28 protein-coding genes are annotated in these 26503 nt (G+C 30.9%); 24 read left to right on the top strand and 4 right to left on the bottom strand.

Annotation, left to right across the window (positions count from 1 at the left end; all coding sequences use genetic code 11):
• The first annotated feature begins 59 nt into the window (after nt 1-59).
• A complete protein-coding gene (locus E5R92_RS02265) occupies nt 60-1502 on the top strand; it encodes an NAD-dependent succinate-semialdehyde dehydrogenase (RefSeq protein WP_168606493.1) in 1443 nt (480 codons plus the stop codon).
• Here the strand turns inward: E5R92_RS02265 and E5R92_RS02260 are convergent, their stop codons facing one another.
• A complete protein-coding gene (locus E5R92_RS02260) occupies nt 1503-2678 on the bottom strand; it encodes an L-rhamnonate dehydratase (RefSeq protein WP_168606492.1) in 1176 nt (391 codons plus the stop codon).
• Complete coding sequence (locus E5R92_RS02255; RefSeq protein WP_168606491.1) at nt 2671-3666, bottom strand: 4-hydroxythreonine-4-phosphate dehydrogenase PdxA; 996 nt, start codon at nt 3664-3666, stop codon at nt 2671-2673. Before E5R92_RS02255 ends, E5R92_RS02260 begins: the two co-directional genes overlap by 8 nt.
• Nucleotides 3667-3759: 93 nt before the next feature.
• On the opposite strand from E5R92_RS02255, the gene E5R92_RS02250 reads away from it, so the two are divergent.
• The 23 genes from E5R92_RS02250 (at nt 3760) to E5R92_RS02145 (ending at nt 25584) form a co-directional block, all read left to right on the top strand.
• Nucleotides 3760-4731, top strand: coding sequence for a Bug family tripartite tricarboxylate transporter substrate binding protein (locus E5R92_RS02250; RefSeq protein ID WP_168606490.1), 972 nt, complete (start codon nt 3760-3762; stop codon nt 4729-4731).
• 22 nt (nt 4732-4753) lie between these two features.
• Nucleotides 4754-5263 carry a tripartite tricarboxylate transporter TctB family protein gene (locus E5R92_RS02245; RefSeq protein WP_168606489.1) on the top strand — a complete coding sequence of 170 codons (510 nt, stop codon included), beginning with the start codon at nt 4754-4756 and terminating at the stop codon, nt 5261-5263.
• Nucleotide 5264: 1 nt separating this feature from the next.
• The gene (locus E5R92_RS02240) at nt 5265-6752 is read left to right on the top strand and encodes a tripartite tricarboxylate transporter permease (protein ID WP_168606488.1); all 1488 of its coding nucleotides are present in this window, start codon (nt 5265-5267) and stop codon (nt 6750-6752) included.
• 16 nt (nt 6753-6768) lie between these two features.
• Nucleotides 6769-7515, top strand: coding sequence for an SDR family NAD(P)-dependent oxidoreductase (locus tag E5R92_RS02235; RefSeq protein ID WP_168606487.1), 747 nt, complete (start codon nt 6769-6771; stop codon nt 7513-7515).
• Nucleotides 7516-7518: 3 nt separating this feature from the next.
• The gene (locus tag E5R92_RS02230) at nt 7519-8421 is read left to right on the top strand and encodes an ROK family protein (protein WP_168606486.1); all 903 of its coding nucleotides are present in this window, start codon (nt 7519-7521) and stop codon (nt 8419-8421) included.
• Nucleotides 8422-8622: 201 nt separating this feature from the next.
• Nucleotides 8623-9882 (top strand): ABC transporter substrate-binding protein, encoded by a 1260-nt coding sequence (locus tag E5R92_RS02225; RefSeq protein ID WP_168606485.1) that lies wholly within the window; start codon nt 8623-8625, stop codon nt 9880-9882.
• Nucleotides 9883-9946: 64 nt separating this feature from the next.
• Nucleotides 9947-10819: a carbohydrate ABC transporter permease gene (locus E5R92_RS02220; protein ID WP_168606484.1), complete on the top strand. Its 873-nt coding sequence runs from the start codon at nt 9947-9949 to the stop codon at nt 10817-10819.
• Nucleotides 10809-11711, top strand: coding sequence for a carbohydrate ABC transporter permease (locus tag E5R92_RS02215; protein WP_168606483.1), 903 nt, complete (start codon nt 10809-10811; stop codon nt 11709-11711). Before E5R92_RS02220 ends, E5R92_RS02215 begins: the two co-directional genes overlap by 11 nt.
• 1 nt (nt 11712) lies before the next feature.
• On the top strand, nt 11713-12813 hold the full coding sequence (locus tag E5R92_RS02210; protein WP_168606482.1) for an ABC transporter ATP-binding protein: 1101 nt from the start codon (nt 11713-11715) through the stop codon (nt 12811-12813).
• Between the two features lies 1 nt (nt 12814).
• Nucleotides 12815-13576: an SDR family NAD(P)-dependent oxidoreductase gene (locus E5R92_RS02205; protein ID WP_168606481.1), complete on the top strand. Its 762-nt coding sequence runs from the start codon at nt 12815-12817 to the stop codon at nt 13574-13576.
• 13 nt (nt 13577-13589) lie between these two features.
• A complete protein-coding gene (locus E5R92_RS02200; RefSeq protein ID WP_168606480.1) occupies nt 13590-15365 on the top strand; it encodes an IlvD/Edd family dehydratase in 1776 nt (591 codons plus the stop codon).
• A gap of 13 nt (nt 15366-15378) precedes the next feature.
• Nucleotides 15379-16122: an SDR family oxidoreductase gene (locus E5R92_RS02195; protein ID WP_168606479.1), complete on the top strand. Its 744-nt coding sequence runs from the start codon at nt 15379-15381 to the stop codon at nt 16120-16122.
• Nucleotides 16123-16143: 21 nt separating this feature from the next.
• The gene (locus tag E5R92_RS02190) at nt 16144-16986 is read left to right on the top strand and encodes a fumarylacetoacetate hydrolase family protein (RefSeq protein WP_168606478.1); all 843 of its coding nucleotides are present in this window, start codon (nt 16144-16146) and stop codon (nt 16984-16986) included.
• A 1-nt stretch (nt 16987) separates the two neighbouring features.
• Nucleotides 16988-17869, top strand: coding sequence for an SMP-30/gluconolactonase/LRE family protein (locus E5R92_RS02185; RefSeq protein WP_168606477.1), 882 nt, complete (start codon nt 16988-16990; stop codon nt 17867-17869).
• A 55-nt stretch (nt 17870-17924) separates the two neighbouring features.
• The gene (locus tag E5R92_RS02180; RefSeq protein WP_168606476.1) at nt 17925-18794 is read left to right on the top strand and encodes an NAD(P)-dependent oxidoreductase; all 870 of its coding nucleotides are present in this window, start codon (nt 17925-17927) and stop codon (nt 18792-18794) included.
• The gene (locus E5R92_RS02175) at nt 18791-19636 is read left to right on the top strand and encodes a fumarylacetoacetate hydrolase family protein (protein WP_168606475.1); all 846 of its coding nucleotides are present in this window, start codon (nt 18791-18793) and stop codon (nt 19634-19636) included. The genes E5R92_RS02180 and E5R92_RS02175 overlap by 4 nt, the downstream gene beginning before the upstream one ends.
• Nucleotides 19637-19646: 10 nt before the next feature.
• Nucleotides 19647-21011 (top strand): phosphoenolpyruvate carboxylase, encoded by a 1365-nt coding sequence (locus tag E5R92_RS07530; protein WP_268233876.1) that lies wholly within the window; start codon nt 19647-19649, stop codon nt 21009-21011.
• 38 nt (nt 21012-21049) lie between these two features.
• Nucleotides 21050-22336, top strand: coding sequence for a phosphoenolpyruvate carboxylase (locus E5R92_RS07525; protein ID WP_268233875.1), 1287 nt, complete (start codon nt 21050-21052; stop codon nt 22334-22336).
• Nucleotide 22337: 1 nt separating this feature from the next.
• The gene (locus E5R92_RS02165; RefSeq protein ID WP_168606474.1) at nt 22338-23045 is read left to right on the top strand and encodes a cytochrome c biogenesis CcdA family protein; all 708 of its coding nucleotides are present in this window, start codon (nt 22338-22340) and stop codon (nt 23043-23045) included.
• A 23-nt stretch (nt 23046-23068) separates the two neighbouring features.
• Complete coding sequence (locus E5R92_RS02160) at nt 23069-23650, top strand: FMN-dependent NADH-azoreductase (protein ID WP_168606473.1); 582 nt, start codon at nt 23069-23071, stop codon at nt 23648-23650.
• A complete protein-coding gene (locus tag E5R92_RS02155; RefSeq protein WP_168606472.1) occupies nt 23650-24456 on the top strand; it encodes an inositol monophosphatase family protein in 807 nt (268 codons plus the stop codon). The genes E5R92_RS02160 and E5R92_RS02155 overlap by 1 nt, the downstream gene beginning before the upstream one ends.
• Complete coding sequence (locus tag E5R92_RS02150; protein WP_168606471.1) at nt 24457-25017, top strand: DUF924 family protein; 561 nt, start codon at nt 24457-24459, stop codon at nt 25015-25017.
• A gap of 219 nt (nt 25018-25236) precedes the next feature.
• Nucleotides 25237-25584 (top strand): DUF952 domain-containing protein, encoded by a 348-nt coding sequence (locus tag E5R92_RS02145; RefSeq protein WP_168606470.1) that lies wholly within the window; start codon nt 25237-25239, stop codon nt 25582-25584.
• A gap of 340 nt (nt 25585-25924) precedes the next feature.
• Here E5R92_RS02145 and E5R92_RS02140 read toward each other — a convergent pair whose 3' ends face one another.
• Nucleotides 25925-26260, bottom strand: coding sequence for a DMT family transporter (locus E5R92_RS02140; RefSeq protein WP_168606469.1), 336 nt, complete (start codon nt 26258-26260; stop codon nt 25925-25927).
• Between the two features lie 2 nt (nt 26261-26262).
• Nucleotides 26263-26490: a DUF2798 domain-containing protein gene (locus tag E5R92_RS02135; protein ID WP_168606468.1), complete on the bottom strand. Its 228-nt coding sequence runs from the start codon at nt 26488-26490 to the stop codon at nt 26263-26265.
• Nucleotides 26491-26503 lie beyond the last annotated feature (13 nt).

Genomic DNA, 26503 nt, shown 5'->3' with positions numbered 1-26503 from the left:
TATTTGTTAAAAATTTAAAAATTTATTTTTTTAAAAATCAACTCAAGGTTTAGCAAATTATGTACGAAAAATTTGGACAATTTATCGATGGCAATTGGTCGCCCTCTTCTAACAAGGAAACTTATGAAGTTATCAATCCTGCAACAGAAGAAGTTTTAGGCCACGCTTCAAAAGCAACACCTGTTGATGTGGATAGAGCATTAAAATCTGCAGAAAAGGGATTAGCTATTTGGAGAAAAACTCCACCATGGCAAAGAGCTTATACGCTTAGAAAAATTGCTGACATGGTAAGAGAAAAAAAAGATGTACTTGCTAAATGGATGACTTTAGAAAATGGAAAACCTTTAGCTGAAGGTGTTGGTGAAACGAATGGTGCTGCAGATATTTTTGAATGGAATGCTGAAGAGACAAAAAGAATTTATGGACAAATTGTAGAAAGTAGATTTGAAGACACGAGAGTGCATGTTTATTATCAACCGATTGGAGTGGTGGCTGCTTTGTCACCTTGGAATTTTCCACTTGTTTTAGCTGCTAGAAAAATTTCTACAGCATTAGCTGCGGGCTGTTCAGTAATTATCAAGCCAGACACAATTACACCAGGTGTGGTTATGGAATTAGTCGATATTTGTAGGGAATGCGGAATACCCGCTGGTGTAGTTAATCTTTTGTCAGGTGATCCACCTGCAATTGCGTCACAATTAATTTCATCTGATATTATTAAAAAAATCTCAGTTACAGGCTCAACTAGAGTTGGTAAAATAATTTTAAAACAAGCTGCAGATAAATTACAAAGAGTAACAATGGAGTTAAGTGGTCATTCTCCTTTTATTGTATTTGATGATGCTGATTTAAATAAAGCAACGGACATAGCTATTGCTGCTAAATTTAGAAATAATGGGCAAGTTTGTATTTCACCTAACAGATTTTATATTCAGGAAAGTAAAAAAGATGAGTTCGTTGGTTTATTTATTGAAAAAACTAAAAAACTTAAGATTGGTAATGGTATGGATCCAAATACACAATTAGGACCATTAACAACACAAAAAAGACTAAATGAAGTTGAAGAGCTAGTTGAAAAAACGAAACAAGAAGGAGCTAAAGTTTTATTGGGAGGTAAGAGACCTGCAGGATTTAATAAAGGTTTTTATTATGAGCCAACTGTTTTTGATGATGTTAAAGATGACTTTACGATCATGAAACAAGAACCATTTGGGCCATTAGTTCCAATGCTGTCATTTAAATCTTTTGATGAGGTTATTGAAAGAGCAAATGACAATGATTTAGGTCTTTGTAGTTATATTTGCACCAATTCAATGGACAAAGCTCATAGAGCATCTGAATTAATGGAAGCAGGTATTGCCTGTGTTAATACTGGTGTCGTAGCAGTTGCAGAAGCTCCATTTGGTGGGATAAAACAAACGGGCTATGGTAGAGAAGGAGGTTCTAACGCAATAAAGGATTATCTGAATGTTAAATACACTCACATGGGTATCAAAGGTTAATTATTCTATAATTTTAAAGTCTGATTTATATTTATCGGTAAGTGTCAGACCTAATCCAGGCAAGTCATCTTTTAAATCTATAAACCCATTAACAGGAGCAGGATCTCCTTCAAAGATATAATAAAATAACTCATTACCAATTTCAACATCATGCACTGGAAAGTATTCTGAAATAGGACAATTTACATTTGCCATTGTTAAATGATAGTTATGCATCTGACCTGCATGAGGAATAACAGGAACTTGATGTGCTTCAGCTAAAGCATTAATTTTTTGAGCAGCAGTTATTCCACCAACTCTATTAGTGTCATATTGAATATAACTTATTGCTTTTAAATCTAATAATTGTTTAAAGCCAAATAAGCTAAACTCATGTTCACCTCCAGAAATAGGAATCATATTCATATTATTAAGCTCTGCATATCCATGAATGTCATCAGCTATTACTGGCTCTTCTAACCATCTAGGATTAAACTTCATTAACTTGGGTATCATTCTTTTAGAATAATCTAAATTCCAACCCATATAACACTCAAGCATTAGATCTGCATCTTCACCTATAACTTCTCTGATAGCTTCAACTAATTGAATATTTTTCTTCATTCCATCAGGACCATCTTGTGGTCCCCAACCAAATCTCATTTTATACATATTGAAACCTTGACTTTTATAAAGTTCAGCTTCTTTTTGAAGTTCATTTAGTGGTTGGCTATAGAGTTTAGATGCATAAACAGGAATTTTTTCTTTTGTTCTTCCACCCAATAATTTGAAGACAGGTTTTTTTGTTATTTTTCCAATAATATCCCAAATAGCAATATCAATTGCTGAAATTGCTGTCATTCCAACTCCTTTTCTCCCCCAAGCTAAAGTTCTTCTATACATCTTTTCCCAAATATAAGCATAGTCAAAAGGGTCTTCACCAATAACTAATGGCTTTAAATACACATCGATAGTTTTTTTTGTAACTTGAGGTGCTAAAGCTGCGTTACCAATTCCAATAATTCCATCATCTGTTTCAATTTCACAAACCAACCATTCATGAAATCTAAAAGAACCCATTGCATCAGATTTTTCATAAAGAACATCAGAAGCATTTGTACAAAAGTTTTCTTGAGGAGGAACAGTTTTACCTTTCCATTGATAAACTGTAGTTTTGATATTTTTAATTTTAGTCATTAGATTTATTTTCTGCCATTGTTAATGCAATTTTAAATGAATTCAAAGTAGGTTCTAGATTAGCCTCATTTTTCCCAGCAATATCAAAGGCAGTACCATGTGCTGGAGTTGTTATTGGAACTGGTAATCCACCTTGAACAGTAACACCTCTATCAAAGCCAAATGCTTTTAGTCCTGATTGTAGCGCATCATGATACATACCAACAATACAATCATGTTTTTTATTTTTAAAAGCAGTAATAAAAGAAGTATCACAGGGTAGTGGGCCATCAGCATTAATACCCAAACTTTTAGCCAACTCAATAGCTGGAATAATTTCGTCTTTTTCTTCAGTTCCGAATTCTGCATGTGGATTAAGAGCTTGAACAGCAACTCTAGGCTTTTTTACACCATTTAGTTTCATTGCTTCATTAATTAATTTAATGGGTTTAATAATTTTTTCTTTTTTTATATGTGAAGGAACTTCGCTAATGGGTATGTGAGAAGTAACTCGAGCAGTCCAAAAATTATCAACAACATTAAATTCACAAAAAAAATTTTTTACTTCTAATTTTTCAGCCATTAAATGAAGTTCATCAGAAAATTTATTGCCTCCAAGTTTTAAACTTGTCTTATTAAAAGGACCAAAGTTAATTGCATCAATTTTATTTTCTTTTGCTAAATCTAATGCTAAGTTTAAAGCGTCCAAAACACTCTCACCTGATTCTTTTGAGCATTCAGATAATTTATATTTATGATTTTTACCATTAGAAATATCTAGAAAAAATTTATCTCCACTTTCAAAATTAATTTGATCAAAACTTTCTACAACTTTTAAATTATGTGATTTTCCTGAAATTTTACTTCCTTCTTCAAAAATAGTTTTTTCACCTATAACAATAATATTTGCTTTATTAGTAATTTCTTCTGACAATAGTTTACTGACCAATTCGGGCCCTATACCGGATGGATCACCTAGAAGTAAAGCAATTTTTTTTTTATGAAGCATTTTTATATATTGTACTTGAATATTTTTTACAGTAGTTTTTGTTAATAATATTTATATTATAGATATTACACAATAACAAACGAGAGGGAAATAATGAAAAAAACATTTAAAGCTTTTTTAGTTACTGCTTTTGTAGTAGCTGAATTTTTTGTGATTGCATTACCTATAGTAACTACATCAGCAAAAGCTGATGGTGCTATTCAAGCAATTACTCACGCAGGTTTTGGTGGTGGTACTGATGTTACTACTAGAATGATGCTTTTAAGAGCAAGAAGAGTTCTTAAGCAAGATATGCAATTAGTAAACAAAAAAGGTGGCGGTGGTGCTGTTTCTATGGATTACATGATGTCACTTCCTGCTGATGGTCAACACACTTTAACTTGGACTACTGGTCACGCTGTTTCTATGGCGCTAGGTAAAACAAAAGTTAAATTAAGTGATATGCAACCTTTAGCAAGAGGAACTGATGATCCTCAATTATTTGTTGTTAATTGTAAAGCTGACATTAAAGATGCTAAAAAATTTATTAGTGTTCAAAAATCAAAATCACTTAAATATGGAACAACTCATACAGGTGGAATTGATGATGTAAGTGCAATTGCTTTTACAAAAAAAGGTGGATTAAAAGATCCTACTATCGTTGCATACAAAGGTGTTGCGCCAATTAAAACAAACTTAATCAAAGGAGATATTGATGTGGGTGTTTTAAATTTAGGTGAAGCATTAACAGAGATTAATAATGGAACATTATGTGTTTCTGTTGTTCTTGCGAATAATAGAATGGCCAAAATTGGAGATTCTCCTACAGCTAAAGAGTTAGGAATACCTGTTTCTTTATCTACTGTGAGAGGATTCGTAACTAAAAAAGGTGCTCCCGCTGCAAGAGTTAAAGAACTTGAAGCTGGAATGATGAAAGCTATGGGTCACAACTATTACAAAAATTTCTTAACTGAAATTGGTCTTGATGACACTAGTGTAGTAGGTGCTGATGAGTGGGGCAAGCAAATGGAAGAAATGCTTGCAGAAATGACCGCTCAGCTAAAAGCTTTAGGTTATCTTAATTAATCAAAAGTAGTACATTTTTTAAATGAATAATGTACTTAAGAAAAAAAGGGCAAACAAAAGTAGTTTGCCCTTTCTTTTTAAAAGCTCTTTTAAAGTATCTTTTATAATAATATTAATTTCATTAATTTTATTAATAACAACATTCACATTTGATACAGTTCCACCAATTTTGAATAGAGGTATTCAACCTGCTACATTTCCTAAAGCATTATTGGTCTTAATAATTTTTTTAACATCTTTTATTTTTTACCTATCAATTAAAACACCCTGGAAAAAAGAAAGTAAACTACCTAGGTCATTTTTTATAACATTAATAGCTTTTGTTTTATTTTTAGTAATTGCAAAAACATTAGATTTTTTCTTAGCAATTGCAGTTGTTTCAGCTTTAGTTTCTTATTATTGGGGAGAAAAAAGAATATTTTATCTTTTAGCAGTAAGCATTTTATTTCCGATAATTGTATTTATATTTTTTGAAACATTTTTAGGCTTAAGATTTCCGCCAGGGATAATTACAAATATCTATTATAATTAATATGGAAAACTTATCTTATATGATGGCTCCTCTATTCAGCTCTAAGCTATTAATAGTTTTATTTTTTGGGACTTTGTTTGGATTAATTTTAGGAGTATTGCCGGGGTTAGGGCCAACAACTGGTGGTGCATTAATTTTACCTTTTACAATGACACTCGATCCACTTTCGGCAATTGTACTTTTGACAGCAATTTATTGCGCAGGAACATATGGTGGAGCAATTACTGCAATATTAATTAATACACCAGGAACACCAGCTGCCGCTGCAACATGTCTAGATGGATATCCACTTGCACAAAAAGGAGAAGCTGGAAGAGCATTAGGTATGGCAACAGTTTCTAGTACAATTGGTGGAATTTTTAGTGTTATAATATTAGTCTTTTTTGCTCCTTTATTAGCAAAACTTGCTTACGAATTTGGTCAACCTGAGTATTTTGCTTTAGCAATATTTGGTTTAACCATGCTCGCATCAATTGGTGAAGGTAGCCCTATTAAAAATTTGATTGCTGCTGCATTTGGTATTTTGATTTCAACTGTTGGAAAAGATTTCATGACTTCAATAGATAGATTTACTTATGGTATAAATGAATTATCAGAGGGAATAGGTTTTATACCTGTCGTCGTAGGGTTATTTGCAATTAGTGAAATGTTAACACAATCAACGATGCTGGACCAAGTATTTAAAAGAGTTGCATTAAAAGCGGTAAAATTACCTTCTTTAAAAGACTACAAACTTACCTGGAAAACAATTCTTAGATCTTCAGGTATAGGATCATTTATTGGTGTATTACCAGCTGAGGGAGGAACAGTTGCTTCTTTAATTGGATATTCAGAAGCTAAACGATGGTCAAAGACACCAGAGGAGTTTGGCAAAGGATCAATAGAAGGGATTGCTGGTGCAGAGGCTGCAAATAATGCTGCAACAGGAGGAGCGATGGTACCAACATTGGCATTAGGAATTCCTGGCAGTGCAACAACGGCAGTAATTTTAACTGGTTTAATAATTCATGGCGTGAGGCCAGGGCCAGATTTATTTAGAGAACAACCAGAATTTTTATATGGAATTTTTGGATCGATGTTGATTGCAAATATATTGTTTTTTATTTTTGGATTTTTTGGAGCTAAACTTTTTGCAAGAATTACTTTGGTTCCTAACAAAATTTTATGGCCAATGATTTTTGCACTTTCAGTTTGTGGAACCTACTCTTTAAGTCAATCTATTACAGATGTTTGGATAATGTTATCTTTTGGTGTTATTGGTTTTTTTATGAGAAGATATGGTTTTTCAGTAGTTCCTGTTATTATAGGATTGATTTTAGGTGAGCTAGTTGAAGGAACTTTAAGACAATCTTTAGTAATATTTGATGGTAATTGGTTAATGTTTTTAACAAGACCAATAGCATTAACATTTTTTATTTTAGCAATAATAGCTTTACTTTTTCCACTATTTAAGAAAAAAACTAAAATAACTAAATTAAAAAAATATTAAAATAGAAGGTTAGCACATGAATAATTATAATTTAAAAAGTAGAAGAGCAATAGTAACTGGCGGGGCTCAAGGTTTTGGGTATGCTATTACAAAAAGATTTCTAGAATCTGGTGCTGAAGTTATAATTTGGGATATTGACAAAAAAGCCATAGATGAAGCTTTAAAAGAACTTTCATCAGAAAAATGTAGCTTTCAAATAGTGGATGTCACTAACTTTGATGATATTAAAAATAATATAGAACAAAGTACTAAAGAAAAAAATATTGATATTTTTGTAAATAATGCGGGTATGGCTGGTAAAAATACTCAAGTGTGGAATTATCCAAATGATGAATGGCTAAAAGTAATGAATTTAGATTTAAATTCAGTTTTTTATTGTTGTAAAGCAATAGTGCCTCACATGATTAAAAATAATTACGGAAGAATAGTAAATATTGCATCTATTGCAGGAAAAGAGGGAAACCCAAATGCAAGTGCATATAGTACAGCAAAAGCAGGCGTTATAGGCCTTACAAAATCTTTAGGTAAGGAATTAGCAGATAAAAATATTGCCGTTAATGCTGTAACACCAGCAGCAGCTAAGACTAGAATTTTTGATCAAATGACTGAAGAACATATAAATTATATGTTATCTAAAATTCCAAGAAATAGATTTGCTAAAGTTGATGAATTGGCTTCATTAGTTACTTGGTTAGCTGCAGAAGAGAATTCTTTTTCAACAGCTGCAGTTTTTGATTTAAGTGGTGGAAGAGCAACATATTAAATTATGCAAATTGGATTTGATGTTGGTGCCACAAAAATAGAAAGTGTCATTTTAAAGGATAATGGTGAAGAAGTTGACAGAAGTAGAAGAGACTGTCCCAAAGATTATATTTCAATAATACAAACCATAAAAGATGTTGTTGTTGATTTAGAAAAAAAACATAATCAGACATTGCCGGTAGGAGTTTGTCATCCAGGTGTTCATTCACCACAAACAGGACTAGTTAAAAATGCACCTAACTGTGTTTGGATTGAAAAACAACCTTTTCAAAAAAGTCTTCGTGAAGCTCTAAATAGAGAAGTTTTTTGTGAGAATGATGGAAATTGTTTTGCATTATCTGAGTCAATAGATGGTGCTGGTAAACATTATAAAATTGTATATGGAATTATTCTTGGATCTGGTGCTGGAGGTGGGCTAGTTATAGATAAACAAATTGTTTCAGGACCCAATGGTGTTGCTGGTGAATGGGGTCACAATCAGCTACCGTTTATGGCTGCTCAGAGAGAGGAACTTAAAACATCAAACCTAAGAGAAGCAGAGGTTGAAAGCTTTGTATCTGGCTTAGGTTTAGCCAAAAGATTTAATAAGAAATATAAAAAAAATTTGAAAGCTAATGAAATATTTGAACTCTATAGAAAGCACGAGTTGGATGCAGAAAAAATGATAGAGGAATTTAAGATTAATCTTGCAATGTCTTTAGCAGTTATAGTTAACATTCTTGATCCAGATGTTTTTATTTTTGGTGGTGGTGTTACAAATGAAATAGATTTTTTTGATGAGATAGAAAACTTAACTAAAAAATATGTTATAGGAAAAGAATACGAAGGTGTTTTTCTAAAACCTAAATATGGAGATGCTAGCGGTGTTAGAGGTGCGGCAAGATTAGGCAGAAAATCAAGCTATTAAATTCACATATCCATTAAAAGGAGAAAATTTTTTTTATATAAAATTTTTTATTCACATAAAACTTACCTAAATTTAAAAATAATTAAATCAATCTTAGGTTGTAGAAAAAGTTTTTTGTTTAGGTTTTTTTGTTTTCTTTATAAGTTAATTTTTTAAATTAATTAATCGATTAATTTTATTAACTAACAAGAGGAAAATAAAATGAAAATTAAGAAACTGATAGTAGCTTTAATAGCTCTAGCTCTTACTCCAAGTGTTTCATTTGCAGCACCTAAAGCTGAGGTATTGCACTGGTGGACTGGTGGTGGTGAAGCAAAAGCTTTAAAAGTATTACAAGATGATTTCGCTGCACAAAATGGAGTATGGTTAGACATGCCTGTTTCTGGTGGTGGTGGAGATGCAGCAATGCAAACATTAAAAGCTAGAATAGTTGCTAATGATGCACCAGCTGCTGCACAAATTAAAGGTCCTACAATTCAAGAGTATGATGAAGAGGGTGTTGTTGCACCTTATAACATTGATGCTGTTGCACAAAAAGAAGGTTGGGACAATCTTTTAAGTAAGCAAGTTGCAAGTCATATGAAGTGTGATGATGGTAAAGCATATTGTGCTGCACCTGTAAACATTCACAGAATTGACTGGATCTGGGCTAATAAAAAAGTATTAGATTCAAATGGTATTAAAATGCCTTCTACTTGGGCAGAGTTTAATGCTGCAGCAGACAAGCTACAAGCAAAAGGAATTATTCCTTTAGCTCATGGTAGTCAGCCTTGGCAAGATGCAACAGTATTTGAAGCTGTAGCTCTTGGTATTGGTGGAAATGATTTTTACAGAAAAGCTTTTGTAGAATTAGATCCTGCTACTTTAGGTGGATCAACTATGGCTAAAGTATTTGATCAAATGAGAAAACTTAAAGGTTACACAGATGCTGGTTCTCCAGGAAGAGACTGGAACATAGCTACTGGTATGGTCATGGAAGGCAAAGCTGCTTTTCAAATCATGGGTGACTGGGCAAAAGGTGAGTTTTCTGCTAACAACCAGGCGCCAGGAAAAGATTATATCTGTGCACCAACTCCATCTAATAATGGATATCTTTACAATGTAGATTCATTTATTTTCTTCAAAGTAAAAGGTAAAGAAAAGGTTGAAGGTCAAAAACTACTTGCTAGCTTAATGATGGGAAAAAACTTTCAAAAAGTTTTCAACATTTATAAAGGTTCGATACCTGCAAGATTAGACGTTTCTATGGATGAGTTTGATATGTGTGCTAAAAAATCAAACGCAGACTTAAAAACTGCTGCTTCTAAAGGTGGATTACTGCCAAGTTTTGCTCACGGTATGGCATTAAAACTTGCACAAAAAGGTGCAATTCAAGATGTAGTTACTGAGCATTTCAATTCAACAATGTCTTCGTCTGACGCTGCAAAAAAATTAGCAGCAGCAGTTAAGGCTTCACTATAATAAAAAAAAGTACGTTAAGGTTTGCGCTGTCATGAAAATGATAGCGCAGATTTAATTAAAAAATATGTTCTGGTTAAAAAAAAATTTACCTAAATTAGTTTTAACTCCATCACTTGGAATTTTATCATGGTTTGTCTATGGCTTCATTTTTTGGACAATATATATTTCTTTTACAAAATCTAAGATGTTACCAAGATATGAGATTTGGGGAATTGATCAGTACATTAGACTATGGAAAATGCCAAGATGGCATGTAGCAGTAGAAAATTTACTTATATTTACTGTATTATTTATCATTTTATGTATCGCTATTGGAATTCTTCTTTCAATTTTATTGGATCAAAAGATTAGAGCTGAAGGCTTTTTAAGAACAATTTATTTATATCCTATGGCTTTATCATTTATTGTTACGGGGACAGCTTGGAAATGGGTTCTAAACCCAACATTAGGTATTGAAAAATTTGCCCATGATATGGGTTTTGAGACCTTTAAATTTGACTGGCTAGTAACCCCAGAAATGTCAATATACACAATAGTAATAGCAGGCGTATGGCAATCATCTGGATTTATAATGGCAATTTTTTTAGCAGGTCTAAGATCGGTTGATGATGAAATTATAAAAGCGGCTAAAATTGATGGTGCAGGAATATTTTCAATTTATAGTAAAATTATTCTTCCAATGATGAGACCAGTTTTTATGAGTGCAATAGTAATTTTGGTACACTTATCAATTAAGAGCTATGATTTGATTATAGCGCTAACCTCAGGTGGACCAGGAATTTCCTCAGATATGCCAGCAGTATTTATGACGACTATGGCTTTTCACAGAAGTGAAGTTGGTTTAGCATCAGCAAGTGCTATCATGATGTTTTTAACAGTATCAGCAATTGTTGTGCCATATTTATATTCAGAACTGAAGAGAGAAGATGCAAGATAAAGAAACTTTAAAACTAAATAAATTAGAAGCGAATTCTAAAAGAAAAAATACAATCTATAGATGGATTTTATATTCTATGTTAGGTATTTTTGTCTTTTATTATTTAACACCGCTATATGTGATGATTGTAACATCATTCAAAACAATGCCTGAAATTAGACAAGGAAATTTATTTTCATTACCTAGTTCTTTAAGATTTGAAGCCTGGAAGCAAGCTTGGGATGGAACAGGTTATACGGGTGGTGATGTTTTTCTTAAACCTTATTTTTGGAACTCAATAAAATTAGTAGTACCTGCTGTTGTTATATCAACTTTGTTTGGAGCTATTAACGGTTATGCTTTAACAAAATGGAGATTTAAAGGAGATAGTTATATTTTTCTATTATTTTTATTTGGAACATTTATTCCATACCAAGCAATTTTATTACCGATGGCTAGAACTTTAGGAGTTCTTGGAATTTCAAATTCAATAAATGGACTAATATTAGTGCATGTGGTCTATGGTATTTGTTTTACAACTTTATTTTGTAGAAATTATTATGTATCAATTTCAGATGAAATGGTAAGGGCTGCAAGAATTGATGGAGCTGGTTTTTTTAAAATATTTTTTAAAATAATTTTACCAATTTCTATACCAATTCTAGTTGTGACAGTTATTTGGCAATTTACACAAGTATGGAATGATTTTTTATTTGGCGCTACTTTTTCATTTGGTGAATCTGCACCAATTCAAGTTGCTCTTAATAATTTGGTTTTAACAGGAACGGCCACTAAGAGATACAATGTTGATATGGCAGCTGCAATTATTACAGGAATTCCAACATTAATAGTTTATATTCTTGCTGGAAATTATTTTATCAAAGGACTAACAGCTGGATCAGTGAAAGGATAATATGGCAACTTTAAAAATTAATGACATCAATAAAAATTTTGGAAAAACGGAAGTTTTAAAAGGAATTAACTTGGATATTAAACATGGAGAATTTCTTGTACTTTTAGGACCATCGGGTTGTGGAAAATCAACTTTATTAAATACTATAGCTGGTTTAGAAACCGCTAACAGTGGGGATATTCTAATAGACGATCATATTGTAAATAATATGGAACCTAGTGATAGAGATATTGCTTTAGTATTTCAGTCTTACGCTCTTTATCCAGCAATGACCGTTAGAAAGAACGTAACATTTGGTTTAGAGCAAAGAAAAACACCAAAAGAAAAAATAGAAAAAGCATTAGATGATGTTTCTAACTTATTACAAATCACTCAACTATTAGATAGAAAACCATCTCAATTATCTGGTGGTCAACGTCAGCGTGTTGCAATGGGCAGAGCGTTAGTAAGAGATCCTAAAATTTTTTTATTTGATGAACCATTATCAAATCTTGATGCAAAATTAAGAGTTGAGATGAGAAGAGAAATAAAAAAACTACATCAAAAACTTGGCACAACAATAGTTTATGTTACGCACGACCAAACAGAAGCAATGAGTTTAGGTACAAATATTGCAATCATGGACCATGGATTAATTCAGCAATGTGACACTCCTAAAAATATTTATAATAAACCAGAAAGTGTATTTGTTGCAGATTTTATTGGATCTCCATCAATGAACTTGATTGAAGGAAAGTTAACAAAAAATAATAATGATATTGTTTTTATTCCTAATGGTTCAAATGATAGTACCAAAATATCGATTGGGAACTATTCTTTTAAAAATAAATTTGATGGTAATGAAGTATCAGCTTACCTAGGAATTAGACCAGAGCATATTTATTTTGAAAAAATTAATCCTGATTGTTTTGAGATTAGTTTAAAATCAGAACTGTTAGAATATACAGGTCATGAACAAATTGTAACATTTGATTACTTTGGTCAACAAGTACTTGGTAAATTTGCATCTACTTTGGATATTAATATAAATAAAGATTTAAAATTAAATATTGATATGTCGCAAATTTCTTTATTTGATAAACATACAAAACATAGAATATAAAATGTCAGCTACTTATAAAGACTTAAAAGATAAAAGAGTTTTCATTACTGGTGGTGGCTCAGGTATTGGTGCTTCTATAGTTGAACACTTTTGTGAGCAAGGTTCAGAAGTATATTTTATCGATATAAATGTAGAAGCATCAAATAAATTAATAGTTGAATGTAAAAATAAAGAGTTTTCCATTCCAACTTTTATAAAATGTGATCTATTAAATATAAAAGATTTACAAAACACCATATCGAAAATTATTAATGATAATGGAGCAATTGATATTTTGGTAAATAATGCAGCAAATGATGAGAGACATTCTATTGATGAGGTAACTGAAGAATTTTGGAATGAGAGAATGAACATTAATTTAAGACATTATTTTTTTACAGTTCAATCTGTTAAAAAATCTATGATTGAAAATAAAGGTGGATCTATAGTAAATATTGGCTCAGTATCTTGGATGATAGGACAAGGTGGAATGGCTGCGTATACTGCTGCAAAATCAGGCGTTGTTGGATTAACCAGATCATTTGCAAGAGATTTAGGTGAATTCAATATAAGGGTAAATTCTGTCGTTCCAGGTTGGGTGATGACAGAACGACAAATTGAGAAGTGGTTAACCCCAGAATCTGAGGCTGATATGATGAAAAAGCAGTGCTTAAAACATAAGTTAATGCCTTCAGATATAGCGAAAACCGTTTTATTTTTTGGTTCTGATGCTTCATCTGGTTGCACAAATCAAGATTATATAGTTGATAAAGGTTGGTTATAACCAATTTACAAATATGAAAAAAAAAGAATTAAGAAGTAAACAGTGGTTTGATAATCCAAATGATCCAGCTCTTACAGCTTTATATCTAGAGAGATATTTAAACTATGGTATGACAAGGCAAGAATTGCAATCTGGAAAGCCTATAATCGGAATTGCACAATCAGGTAGTGATCTATCACCTTGTAATAGACATTTTTTAGAACTAAGTAGTAGAATTAAGGATGGGATTAGACAGGCCGGAGGAATACCCATTGAATTTCCAACTCATCCTATTCAAGAAACAGGCAAGAGACCTACAGCAGGTTTGGATAGAAATTTATCTTATTTATCTTTAGTTGAAGTTTTATTTGGATATCCTATTGATGGTGTCATTTTAACAACTGGTTGCGATAAGACAACACCAGCAGCTCTGATGGCTGCAGCAACTGTAAATATTCCAGCTATAGTTTTATCAGGTGGTCCAATGCTTGATGGAGATTATAAAGGAAAAAAAGTAGGGTCAGGAACTGTTGTTTGGGAAGCAAGAAAGCTCCATGCAAAAGGAGAAATTACGTATGATGAATTTATGGATATGGTCGCTGCATCGGCACCAAGTGTAGGTCATTGTAATACAATGGGAACTGCTTCGTCTATGAACTCTATTGCTGAAGCATTAGGAATGTCTTTGACAGGTTGTGCGGTAATACCTGCTCCATATAGAGAAAGATCACAAATTTCATTTGAAACAGGCAAAAGAATTGTTGATATGGTTCATGAAGACTTAACACCTTCAAAAATTATGACCAAAGAAGCATTCGAAAATGCAATATTAGTTGCAAGTGCCATCGGTGCATCAAGCAACTGCCCACCACATCTTACTGCAATAGCAAGACACATGGGTTTGGAATTAGATATAGAAAATTGGCAAACACTAGGTCACGATATACCCTTACTTGTAAACTGTCAGCCAGCTGGCGAACACTTAATGGAAAGATTTTATAGAGCAGGAGGTGTCCCTGCTATTATGCAAGAGTTATTAAGAAATAATAAATTACATAAAAATGTACTTACAGTTTCTGGAAAAACTGTAGAGGAGAATTTAAAGATTAAAATAGATGTTGATACAAATGTTATAAAATCATTTGCAAACCCACTAGTAGAAAATGCTGGTTATATTGTTATGAGAAGTAATTTTTTTAGTTCTGCTGTAATGAAAACATCAGTTATTAGTGAGGAGTTTAGAAAAAGATACTTATCAGATCCCAAAAATAAAAACGTGTTTGAAGCTAAAGCTGTAATATTTGAGGGTCCAGAGGATTATCATGCAAGAATAAATGATGAAAAATTAAATATAGATGAAAATTCAATTTTAATGATTAGAGGTTGTGGGCCTGTTGGATATCCTGGATCAGCAGAAGTTGTGAATATGCAGCCACCAGATAGATTGTTAAAAAAAGGCATTAATACTCTGCCAACCTTAGGGGATGGTAGACAAAGTGGAACTTCAGAAAGCCCTTCTATACTGAATGTTTCACCAGAATCAGCAATTGGTGGTGATTTATTGATAGTTCAAACAGGAGATAAAATTAAGATTGATCTTAACAATAGAAGAATTGATTTGTTAATATCAGAGACTGAAATAGCAGAGAGAAAAAAAAATACAAAGATACCTGTATTAACAAACCAAACACCATGGCAGGAAATTTCTAGAAAAATGGTAGGTCAATTAGAAACTGGGGCTTGCTTAGAAACTGAATCTTTATATTTAGATATAACAAACACAAAAGGAATGCCTAGGCACTCACATTAATAAAAGGAAAGATATGAGCAATAGATTAGAGGATAAAAATATTATTGTAACAGCAGCAGGTCAAGGAATTGGTAAAGCAACTGCTATAGCGTTTCATAATGAAGGTGCAAATGTAACTGCAACAGATTTAAACGATAAAACTTTAGCTGAATTAAATAAAGAATATCCTAAAATTAAAGTTCATACTTTAGACTCAACAGACAATAATGCTATTTCAGAATTTATGAAAAGTGTAAATCAAGTTGATGTTTTATTCAACGCAGTGGGTTTTGTTCATCATGGAACTATTTTAGAATGTGAAGAAAAAGATTGGGATTTTTCTTTTGATGTGAATGTCAAATCTATGTACCAAATGTGTAAAGCAATTTTACCTTTAATGGTTAAACAGAATGGTGGAAGTATAATTAATGTTTCGTCATGTGCTTCAAGCCTTAAAGGATTTCCAAATAGATTTGTTTATGGAACTACAAAAGGAGCAGTAATTGGCTTAACGAAATCAATAGCCGCAGATTTTGTAAAACAAAATATTAGATGTAATTCTATTGCACCTGGAACAGTATTTTCACCTTCTTGGCAAGATAGAGTTAATCAAAGCCCAGACCCAGTACAAGCTAAGAAAGATTTTATAGCAAGACAACCAATGGGAAGATTAGGAACAGCAGAAGAAATAGCAGCTGTAGCAGTTTATTTAGCTGGAGACGATGCAACTTTTACTACAGGAACAACAATTTCTGTTGATGGTGGAATTTCAATTTAATAAATTAAAAAAAGGATAACTATGAAATTACTAAGAGTAGGTGTTAGAGGAAAAGAAAAACCAGCAGCATTAGATAAAAATGGAAAAATTAGAGATTTAAGTTCTCATATTATTGATTTAAATTCAGATACTGTAAATTTTGAAACTATTAAAAAATTAGAAAGTATAGATTTAGAAAGCTTACCTGAAATTTCAAATTCTGAGAGAATAGGTGCGTGCATTAATAAACCGGGAAAATTTTTAGCAATTGGTTTAAATTATTCTGATCATGCAGCAGAGTCTGGCATGGATGCTCCATCAGAACCTATTGTATTCATGAAAGCAACTAGTTCAATTAATGGTCCAAATGATAATATCGAAATTTCAAAAGATTCAAAAGAACTTGATTGGGAAGTTGAATTGGGAATAATTATTGGAAAAGATGCTAAAAATATTGATGAAAAAGAAGCTGAAAGTCACATTCTTGGATATTGTTTAGTAAATGATGTGAGTGAAAGAGAGTGGCAACTTAAAAAGATGGGCCAGTGGGTTAAAGGAAAATCACATGATACATATGGACCAATTGGACCATATTTAGTCACTAAAAATGAAATTTCTAACATCAATAGTCTGAATTTAAGCTTGGATGTTAATGGACAAAGAATGCAAACTGGAAATACAGATAAGATGATATTTAATGTGTTCTTTATAGTTTCATATTTAAGTAAGTTTATGACATTACAAGCAGGTGACATTATTACAACTGGAACACCTCCAGGAGTGGGTATGGGGAAAAAACCTCAAGTATATTTAAAAGCAGGTGACGCAATTAGGTTATCGATTGATAATTTAGGTGAACAAAATTCAAAAGTTGTAGCAGAATAATTTGAATATCATAACTTCAGAACCTAAAGTTATCTGGAATTCAAAAGCAATATTAGGCGAAGGCACTCTATGGGTGCCATCACATAATTCAATTTACTTTGTTGATATTAAGAAAAAAAAAATTTTAACTTTAAATATAAAAAATAATAAAAAAAAAATTATTAAAGTAGATAAAGAAATTGGGTTTCTTGCTCATATTAAAAAAGATATTTTTATACTTGGTTTACAATCAGAGCTTAGAATTATTAATCTTAAGAATAAAGAAACTATTAGATCTATTCCAATTGAAGAAGATATACCTCTAAATAGAATAAATGATGGAAAGATAGATTCTAAAGGTAGACTGTGGTTTGGAACTATGGATAACCCTGAGAGATCCATTAAAAATGGATCTTTATATTGTTTAGACAAAAAACTTAATATTCATAAAGTGGATACAAAATATTACATTACAAATGGACCAGCTTTTATAGATGCAGAAAATTTTTTACACACTGATAGTCGTAGAAAAACAATTTATAAAATTAAAATAAATAAAAAATATAAGATAGTTAAAAAAACAAAATTTTTAAAATTTTCTAAAAAGGATGGTTCACCTGATGGAATGACAATTGACTCAAGAAAAAATATTTGGGTTTGTCATTTTGGTGGAGCGTGTATTTCCGTTTATAATTTAAAAGGTAAAAAAATTCATAAAATTAATTTTCCAGCAAAAAATATTACAAATTGTATTTTTGGTGGATTGAATCATAATGAAATTTTTGTATCAACAGCTTTAAAAGGTATGAGTAAAAATGAAATTAAAAAATATAAACTTTCAGGCTCTTTATTTAAGATAAAGACAAATATTAAGGGAATTCAGCCAAAACCCTTTAAGATATAAAAATTATAAAGTGATTAAGTGTAGTTAAGAAAATAGTATAGTTTATAAATAAGTTATGAAGAATATTGGTTTTATTGGAATTGGTCTTATGGGATTTCCCATGGCAAAAAATCTTCTTAAATCAGGCTATAATTTAAAAGCCTATAATAGATCTCAAGATAAAGCAGATAGACTTAAAGAGTTTGGTGCAGAAATATCCACATCTATCAAAGACGTTGTTACAAATTCTGATGTAGTTATTGCAATGCTTACAGATGATGCCGCAGTAGAAAAAGTAATGGGTAGCAATGAATTTATATCCAACATTAAAGAAAGTGCCACAGTAATTGATATGAGTTCTATCAATCCTGTTATTACAAAAAAATATGCTGAGTTTTTAAAAGAAAAGAATATTAATTATTTAGATGCACCTGTATCTGGAGGAACAATTGGAGCAGAAGAGGCTTCTTTAGCTATTATGGTTGGTGGTGATGAAAAAACATTTAATGAATGTTATGATCTGCTTAAAACATTAGGCAACCCAACACTAGTAGGCCCAGTAACATCTGGTCAAATTTCAAAACTAGCAAATCAAATAATTGTAGGTGTTACTATTGGAGCTGTAGCAGAAGCTGTTACTTTATGTGAAAAATCTGGAACTAATCCAAGTAAAATGGTTGAAGCTTTATCAGGGGGATGGGCTGATAGTAAAATATTACAAACTCATGGAAAAAGAATGATTAGTAAAGATTTTTCTCCAAAAGGAAAAACTACAACGCAATTAAAGGATATGACAAATATTATTAATGCTGGAAAAGCAGTTGAAACTCATTTGCCTATTTCTAGTTTAATTAAAGAAATGTATAAAGATCTAGTAGCTGATGGGTATGGTAATACTGATCATAGCTCTTTATATAATGCGATTGAAAAAATAAATAAAAAATGAAATTTTTAAGAATTGGAAAAGTAGGACAAGAAATTCCTGTAGCATTAGATAATGAAGGAAAATATAGAAATTTATCTTCAGTTATTAAAGATTTAAATCCTGAAAGTATTAATTTTGAAACTCTAGATAAAATTAAAGAAATAGATTTGAAGAGTTTGGAAGAGGTAAATCAAAATGAAAGAATAGGACCTTGTATTTCTAAACCAGGAAATTTTTTTGCAATCGGTTTAAATTATGCTGAACATGCAAAAGAGACTGGAGCAAAGACACCTGAGAACCCAGTTCTATTTAATAAGTCGGTTCACTCTATAGTTGGACCAAACGACAATGTAATTATACCCAAGACTTCAGAAAAATTAGATCATGAAGTGGAGATAGCTTTTGTAATCGGAAAAAAAGCAAAAAGAGTTTTAGAAAAAGATGCACAAGATTACATTTTTGGATACTGCATCTGTAATGATGTCAGTGAGCGTGAATGGCAAAAAGAAAAAGGTGGGCAGTGGGTTAAAGGAAAATCTGGTGATACATTTGGACCTTTAGGGCCCCATTTAGTGACCAGGGATGAAATCAAAGATATTAATAATTTGAACTTAACACTAGATGTCAATGGTCACAGACATCAAACAGGTAACACCAACCAAATGATTTTTAATTTTAACTTTTTGGTAGCTCATATTACAAGTTTTATAACGCTAATGCCTGGTGATATAGTTACTACTGGCACTCCTCCAGGAGTTGGTCTTGGCATGAATCCTCCCATTTTTCTTAAAGAAGGTGACGAGATGAGACTAAATGTTGATAGCTTGGGTATACAAAATTCTAAAGTTATTACAGAACAATAATTAAGCAAAGATGATTAAAAGAGATCTTTATTATGAACGAATTCCGACAAAGTCTCTAAGAGAAGATGTTAGATATTTAGGTGATATTTTAGGCAGAGTAATAAAAAAGCAAGAAGGACAAAGTTTTTTTAAACTAGTGGAAGATACCAGATTGCTATCTAAAGCAAATTTAGCAAACAAGCATGTCAAAGATCCCTTTAAAAATATCTTAAATAAAATTAAAAACCTCAATCCCCAAAATACTTTTAAGTTAGCTAGGGCCTTTAATCATTTTATGAATTTTATAAATTTATCTGAATCAATCGATGCTTCAAGAAATCTTGATGAATATGAAAATAATCAGAAAGGCACAAAAAACAAAAATATTTTTATTGATGAAATATTTGAAGAACTTTTTAAAAACAAAAAAATATCTAATAGTAAAATTTATAATCTTGCAAAAAACTTAAATATAGGAGTTGTTTTAACTGCCCATCCAACAGAAGTTAAAAGAAGAACCTTAATACAAAAATACCATAAAATAATAGAAATTTTAGAACAAAGAGATTTATTAAAAAAATATCCATCAAAAATAAATATTTTAGATAAAAAATTATATGATGAAGTGACAATAATATGGAATACAGATGAGCTTAAAAGATTCAAACCAACACCCTCTGATGAGGCGAGATGGGGGTTGGCAGTTATAGAGGATAGTCTTTGGGAAACTATACCCAAGGTTTATAGAAGGTTAAATGATATTTTTGTAAAAAATATGGGTAAAGGCTTACCAAAAAATTTTAATCCAATTGAATTTGGTTCATGGATGGGTGGTGATAGAGATGGCAATCCAAATGTAACAGCTATGGTTACAAAAGAGGTTGTGCTGTTATCAAGGTGGGAGGCTGCAAAGCTATATGAAAAACAGTTGACCAAGTTACTTCGGTCATTATCCATGTCAAAGTGTTCTAAAAAAATATTAAGAAAAACTGGTAAAGTTTTTGATCCATATAGAGTTTTTTTAAGACCACTAAGAGATAAGATGAGGAAAACTCATATCTTAATTAAAGAACACCTAGTAAATAAAAAACCATTAGAAGAAAAAAAACTTTTATCAACTAAAGAGGAAATCTTAGCACCCTTGAGAATTGTACGGGAATCTTTAGAGCAAAATCAAAGTGAGAATATTGCTAACGGCGACTTACTAGATTTAATGAGACGAGCAAAATGTTTTGGGATTAATTTGGCAAAATTAGATATAAGACAAGAATCCTCAAGACACTCACAATTGATATCTGAAATTATAAAAAAAAAATATAAATCTAATTACTTAAAATGGAGTGAAGATAAGAAGATAAATTTTTTATCAACACAAATCAAAAATAAAAAAATATAATAAATAATTATCAATTTAGAAACAAAGAAAATAAAGAAGTGTGGTCAACTTTTAAAATGCTTGCTGAGCAGCCTAAGGAATGTATAGGTGCATATGTAATCTCTATGACATCTGCAGCATCAGATATATTATCTGTAGCATACCTTCAAAAGGAAACTAAAATACAAAATAAACTAAGAGTAGTGCCTCTTTTTGAAACATTAGATGATTTAAAAAATGCTAAATTGATAATAACTAAACTTTTTTCATTATCTTGGTACAGAAAATCAATTCATTATAAGCAAGAAATTATGATTGGTTACTCTGACTCTAGTAAGGATGCAGGTAAATTATCTGCAAGTTGGCATCAGTACAAACTTCAAGAAGAGATTTTAAAATTAGCAAAAAAACATAAAATTGACATTACTTTTTTTCATGGAAGGGGTGGCTCAGCTGGACGTGGTGGAGGTCCAATTCAAGCAACCTTGAGATCACAACCACCTGGTTCTGTTAATGGAAAAATAAGAATTACAGATCAAGGTGAAGTTATTCAGCAAAAATATGGTTACGAACCCTTAGCAAAATATAATTTATGTAGCTATATAGGTGCAGTAGTTCAAGCAACTTTAAAACCACCACCAGAACCTAAAATTGAATGGAAAAAATTAATTGAAAAAATGTCAGAAATTTCCATGGAATTTTATAGAGGAAATATTAATGAAAAATCAGATTTTATAAGGTACTTTAAGACGGTAACACCACACAAAGCTCTAGGAAAATTATCAATTGGATCAAGACCTTCAAAAAGAAAAAATGTAGACAACATCAAAAGTCTAAGAGCAATACCATGGGTATTTGCTTGGACTCAGATAAGACTATTCTTGCCTGCATGGTTGGGTACTCCTGAAGCATTAAAATATTCATCAACAAAATATTTTAAGAAAACACTAATAGACATGGAAAAAAATTGGCCTTTTTTTTACTCTACAATGGATATGTTGGATATGGTAATAACTAAGGTAGATCCTGAAATTTCAAAAGTTTATGAAGATAAATTAGCTGATAAGAAACTTAAATTAGTTGGTAAAAAACTAAGATCACAATTTAATGATTTGAAAAAATTAAACAAAATGATAACACCAGCGGAAATTTTAAAACAAAGAAAAATATTTAGATCTTCTGTAATAATTAGAAATATTTACTCAGAGGTGTTACACATTATACAAGCGACAGTTATGAAAAAAATTTCAACACAAAGATTAAATGCCGAGAACAAAAAATATCTAAATGACTCGTTGATGACTTCTATAGCTGGTATATCAGCGGCAATGAAAAACACAGGCTAGAATGATTGAGTTATTAATTGCATTTGGGGCAGGGTTGATTAGTTTTTTATCTCCTTGTGTCTTGCCTTTGATACCAGGTTATATTTCTTATATTTCAGGAGCATCTTTAGATGAACTACTTGCAAATAAAAAAATTAATTTGGTACCATTAATATTATTTACTTTAGGTTTTTCTTTTGTTTTTATTATATTTGGTGCAGCAGCCTCTTACTTGGGGCAAGTATTACTACAAAATTCAGAAACATTAAGAATACTTGCTGGTTTAATTATCATTATATTTTCTCTACAATTAATTGGAATTATAAATATTAATTTTTTAAATTTTGAAAAAAAGATTTATACCAAAAAAAATAATAATATTTGGTTTTCATTTATTATTGGTATGGCTTTTGGTTTTGGATGGACACCTTGTATTGGTCCAATATTGGGGTCAATTCTTGCACTAGCCTCTACAGAAGAAACAGTATTTAAAGCTATAATATTACTTAGCTTTTATTCACTTGGGTTGGCAATACCTTTCATTTTATCAGGTTATCTAATGCAAAGATTTTTAATGTTTTCTAAAAATTTTAAAAAAAATATTAATTTAGTTACAAAGAGTGGGGGTGTAATACTTTTAATAACAGGGGTTCTAATTTTAACAAACCAATTGCAAATTTTAGGCTACTATATTTTAAACTATTTACCCTTTTTGCAAAACTTCGGTTAATAGGTTAATAACAATCTATACTTATGAAAATTTATCAAATTGATTCAAGTGCCAGAAAAGAAGGATCAAGTTCAAGAGCATTAGCAAAAAAATTATTAGATAAAATCAAAAAACCAGGTGATGAAGTAATTTATAGAGACTTAGATGACGATATGCTCTTTGTTAGTGGCTTAACTGAGTCTGGAATGAAGATTGCAGAAAAAGACCAAACTGAAGAACATAAAAAAATGTTTGAATTATCAGATAAACTTGTGAGTGAATTAAAAGAAAGCGATATCATTATAATTTCAGCACCAATTTATAATTATGGGCCTCCAGCAACTCTTAAAGCTTGGTGTGACCTAGCAGCAAGAATTGGTGAGACCTTCAGGTTTAAACCCAATGGAAGAAGAGAGGGGTTACTTAAAAATAAACAAGCTTATTTAGTAATTACTTCAGGTGGAACTAAATTAAATAGCTCAGAGGATTTTTTAACTCCGTGGTTAAAATTTATATTAAATTTCTTCGGAATTGAAAAAGTTGAAGTAATAAGTGCTGATCAAATGGCGTTAGATTATGAAAAATCAATTAAAGAAGCTGAAAAACAAATTGAAAATATAATATAATGAATTTACCTAACAAGAAAGATTACAAATTATATTCTATCTTTTTAAATACTTTAGCAAAAGACCTAAATAAATTTTATTATTCAAAACTTAATAAAACTTTTGCGATATCTAACAAACTTAAAGGCAAAGGGTATGATCCTGTTACAACATCTGACAAAGCATTTGAAAAATTTATTAGATTAAAGATTAAAAAAAAATTTCCAAATCATCAAGTTATAGGTGAAGAATTTGGTCACAAAAAATCAACTAGTAATTATACATGGGTTATAGACCCTATTGATGGAACAAGATCATTTGTAATAGGTAATCCAACGTGGAGTAATTTAATATCTCTTAATTTTAAAGGCATACCAGTTGTTGGTTTAGTAAACTTTCCAATATTAAATAAATATTATTTAAATTTTGATAATAAAAATTCTTTTGTTTTTGAAAAAGGTAAAAAAAGAAAAATTTCTGTTTCGAAAAAAACACCATTTAGTCAGATAAAAGTATCAGGAGCATTCCATGGAGCAGTCTCTCTTAAGCAGCAAATGAGAATTCCAAAAGTTTTAAAATTAATGCAATTTCCAACTGCAGATGCGTTAAGTTACTCTCATTTATGTGAGGGAAAAATTGATGTTGTTTTTCAAGCTAATAATAAAATTTGGGATATTCACCCATTGATGCCAATTATAAAAGCTTCAGGAGGAATTGTTACAACTTGGGACAATAGAAATGCAGTTAATGCTGGAAATATTTTAGTTTCAGCTAATCAATCTATTCATAATAAAATGCTTAAACTTTTAAAACCTATTTCAAAATAAATGCATACAAGAGCTAAAAAAATATTAGATTTTTGGTTTAAAGAAACCCCACCAAAAAAAAGATTTCAAAAACACAATGATTTTGATGCACTAATAAAAAAGAATTTTTTAAAAGATTATGAGTTAGCAAGTTCAAATGAGTGTGATGATTGGCAAGATAGCCCCCTTGGTTCTTTAGCTCTAGTTATTTTATTTGACCAATTTTCAAGAAATATGTTTAGAGATGACCCAAAAGCCTTTAACCAAGATCACAAAGCAAGGTTAATAGTTAACGATTCTGTTTATGCAGGCTTTTTAGATAAAATGGATCAAGATCAAAGATTTTTTATGCTGTTACCTCTTATTCATAGTGAGGAAATAACGGATCATGACATGGTTTATTATCTATTAGATAAATATTTAAAAGATCACTCAGATTTAACCTCTATAAAAAAATTTTGGAAAGATCACACCATAGTAATAAAGAAATTTCATAGATATCCTCATCGAAACTTAATGTTAGGAAGAAAATCTACCCCTGAAGAGATAGAGTTTCTAGCTCAACCAAATTCATCCTGGTAAAATGTTCACTAAGTGAACAAATAAAATAAGGTATTCAATCTTTGCATTGCTGTAGTGACAATATGTCATTTCAATATTGAAATTTGCTGTCTATAAGGGGCGAATAGAATTCAAAGATTAACATTATCTTCTCTCTCTATTAGATAGTTAATATTAACTTCCCTCTTATGAGGGAAGTTTCTTATTGTCTATAACCCCACTGAATAATATAAATTTTAAATGAACTTCAAATTTGTTTATAAAATATGTACCAAATCTGAATGGCAAGAAATTAAGAGTAAAGGTCAATTAACAGGTTCTAAAAAAGATTTAGAAGATGGTTACATTCATTTTTCAGGTGATGATCAAGTTGCCGAAACTCTTAAAAAATTTTACCAAAAACAAAAAGATTTAATTTTATTAAAGGTAGATACTTTAAAGCTAGATCATTTAGTTTGGGAACAATCATCAGATGGAACTATGTTTCCACATTTATATTCACCCCTAGATATTTCTAATGTAGTAGATGAGTTTGATATTACTTTAGATGAGGAAGGCACTCATATGTTGCCAAATTTTTTTAACTGATCTTTTAAGGGGGTCACCCTTTCGGTAAACTCCAAAAGAGTTCCCCTATTAGTCAGCGGTTTACGCTAAAATCTATAATAATAGATTTTTTATTTTCTATGGTCTTATTAGGTCTTTGATTATTAAATCACACCAGTTATGTGTCAGGTGGTGATAAGTTCATAATCAACCTCCTTTATTGATATTTAGACAATATCATTTCTAAAAATTACATTCAAAACATTTATTTTACTTTAAGTGAAATAAATCATTTGTATGCAACCTAGCAAAGTAATAGGATTTCGATAATTTAAGAAACGTTCCTTACAATACTTTTTTCCGCTAAAATTTAAAATTTTTTTTAGGTAAGCTTCCCTAAGTAATTAACCATAATTACACCTATTATAATTAATAAAATTCCAATAACTCCATATAGATTTGGAATTTGATTATATTTAATCATAGCAAAAGTTACAACACCAACAACTGTTAATCCGCTGTAAGTAGAATAAGCAAATCCTACTGGAAGTGCATGCATTGCTTTTGCAATGCAAAACAAGCAAACCATCATCAGTAGATACATGTAAATTATTGGCAAAGTCTTTGTGAAACCTTCAGATATTTTTGCAAAACTATTAGCAGCTATTCCAGCAAAAATACCAACAGCTAAAAATAAATATCCAAATAAAGGTTTCAAGATTAATCTTTTGATGCAATCTTATTAACAAGAGGTCTCATAATTGGAGCCATAGTAAATGCTGCAATTACAGCTACTGGAAATGAATAATTAAAAGCATCTAATAATCTATTAAAGAAACCTTCACCAAAACCAGTGTGAACTAGTGTTACAACTCCACCAATAATCAAACTCATGCCAAAAGACATAAAGATCATAAAAAGAGGTTGAGAATATTTTTTGTTAATCATAATTAATGATATT

This window comes from Candidatus Pelagibacter giovannonii (assembly GCF_012276695.1).
Lineage (GTDB): Bacteria > Pseudomonadota > Alphaproteobacteria > Pelagibacterales > Pelagibacteraceae > Pelagibacter > Pelagibacter giovannonii.
Note: the sequence above shows the minus strand (reverse complement) of the source record. Positions and strands in the feature narration are given on the sequence as shown.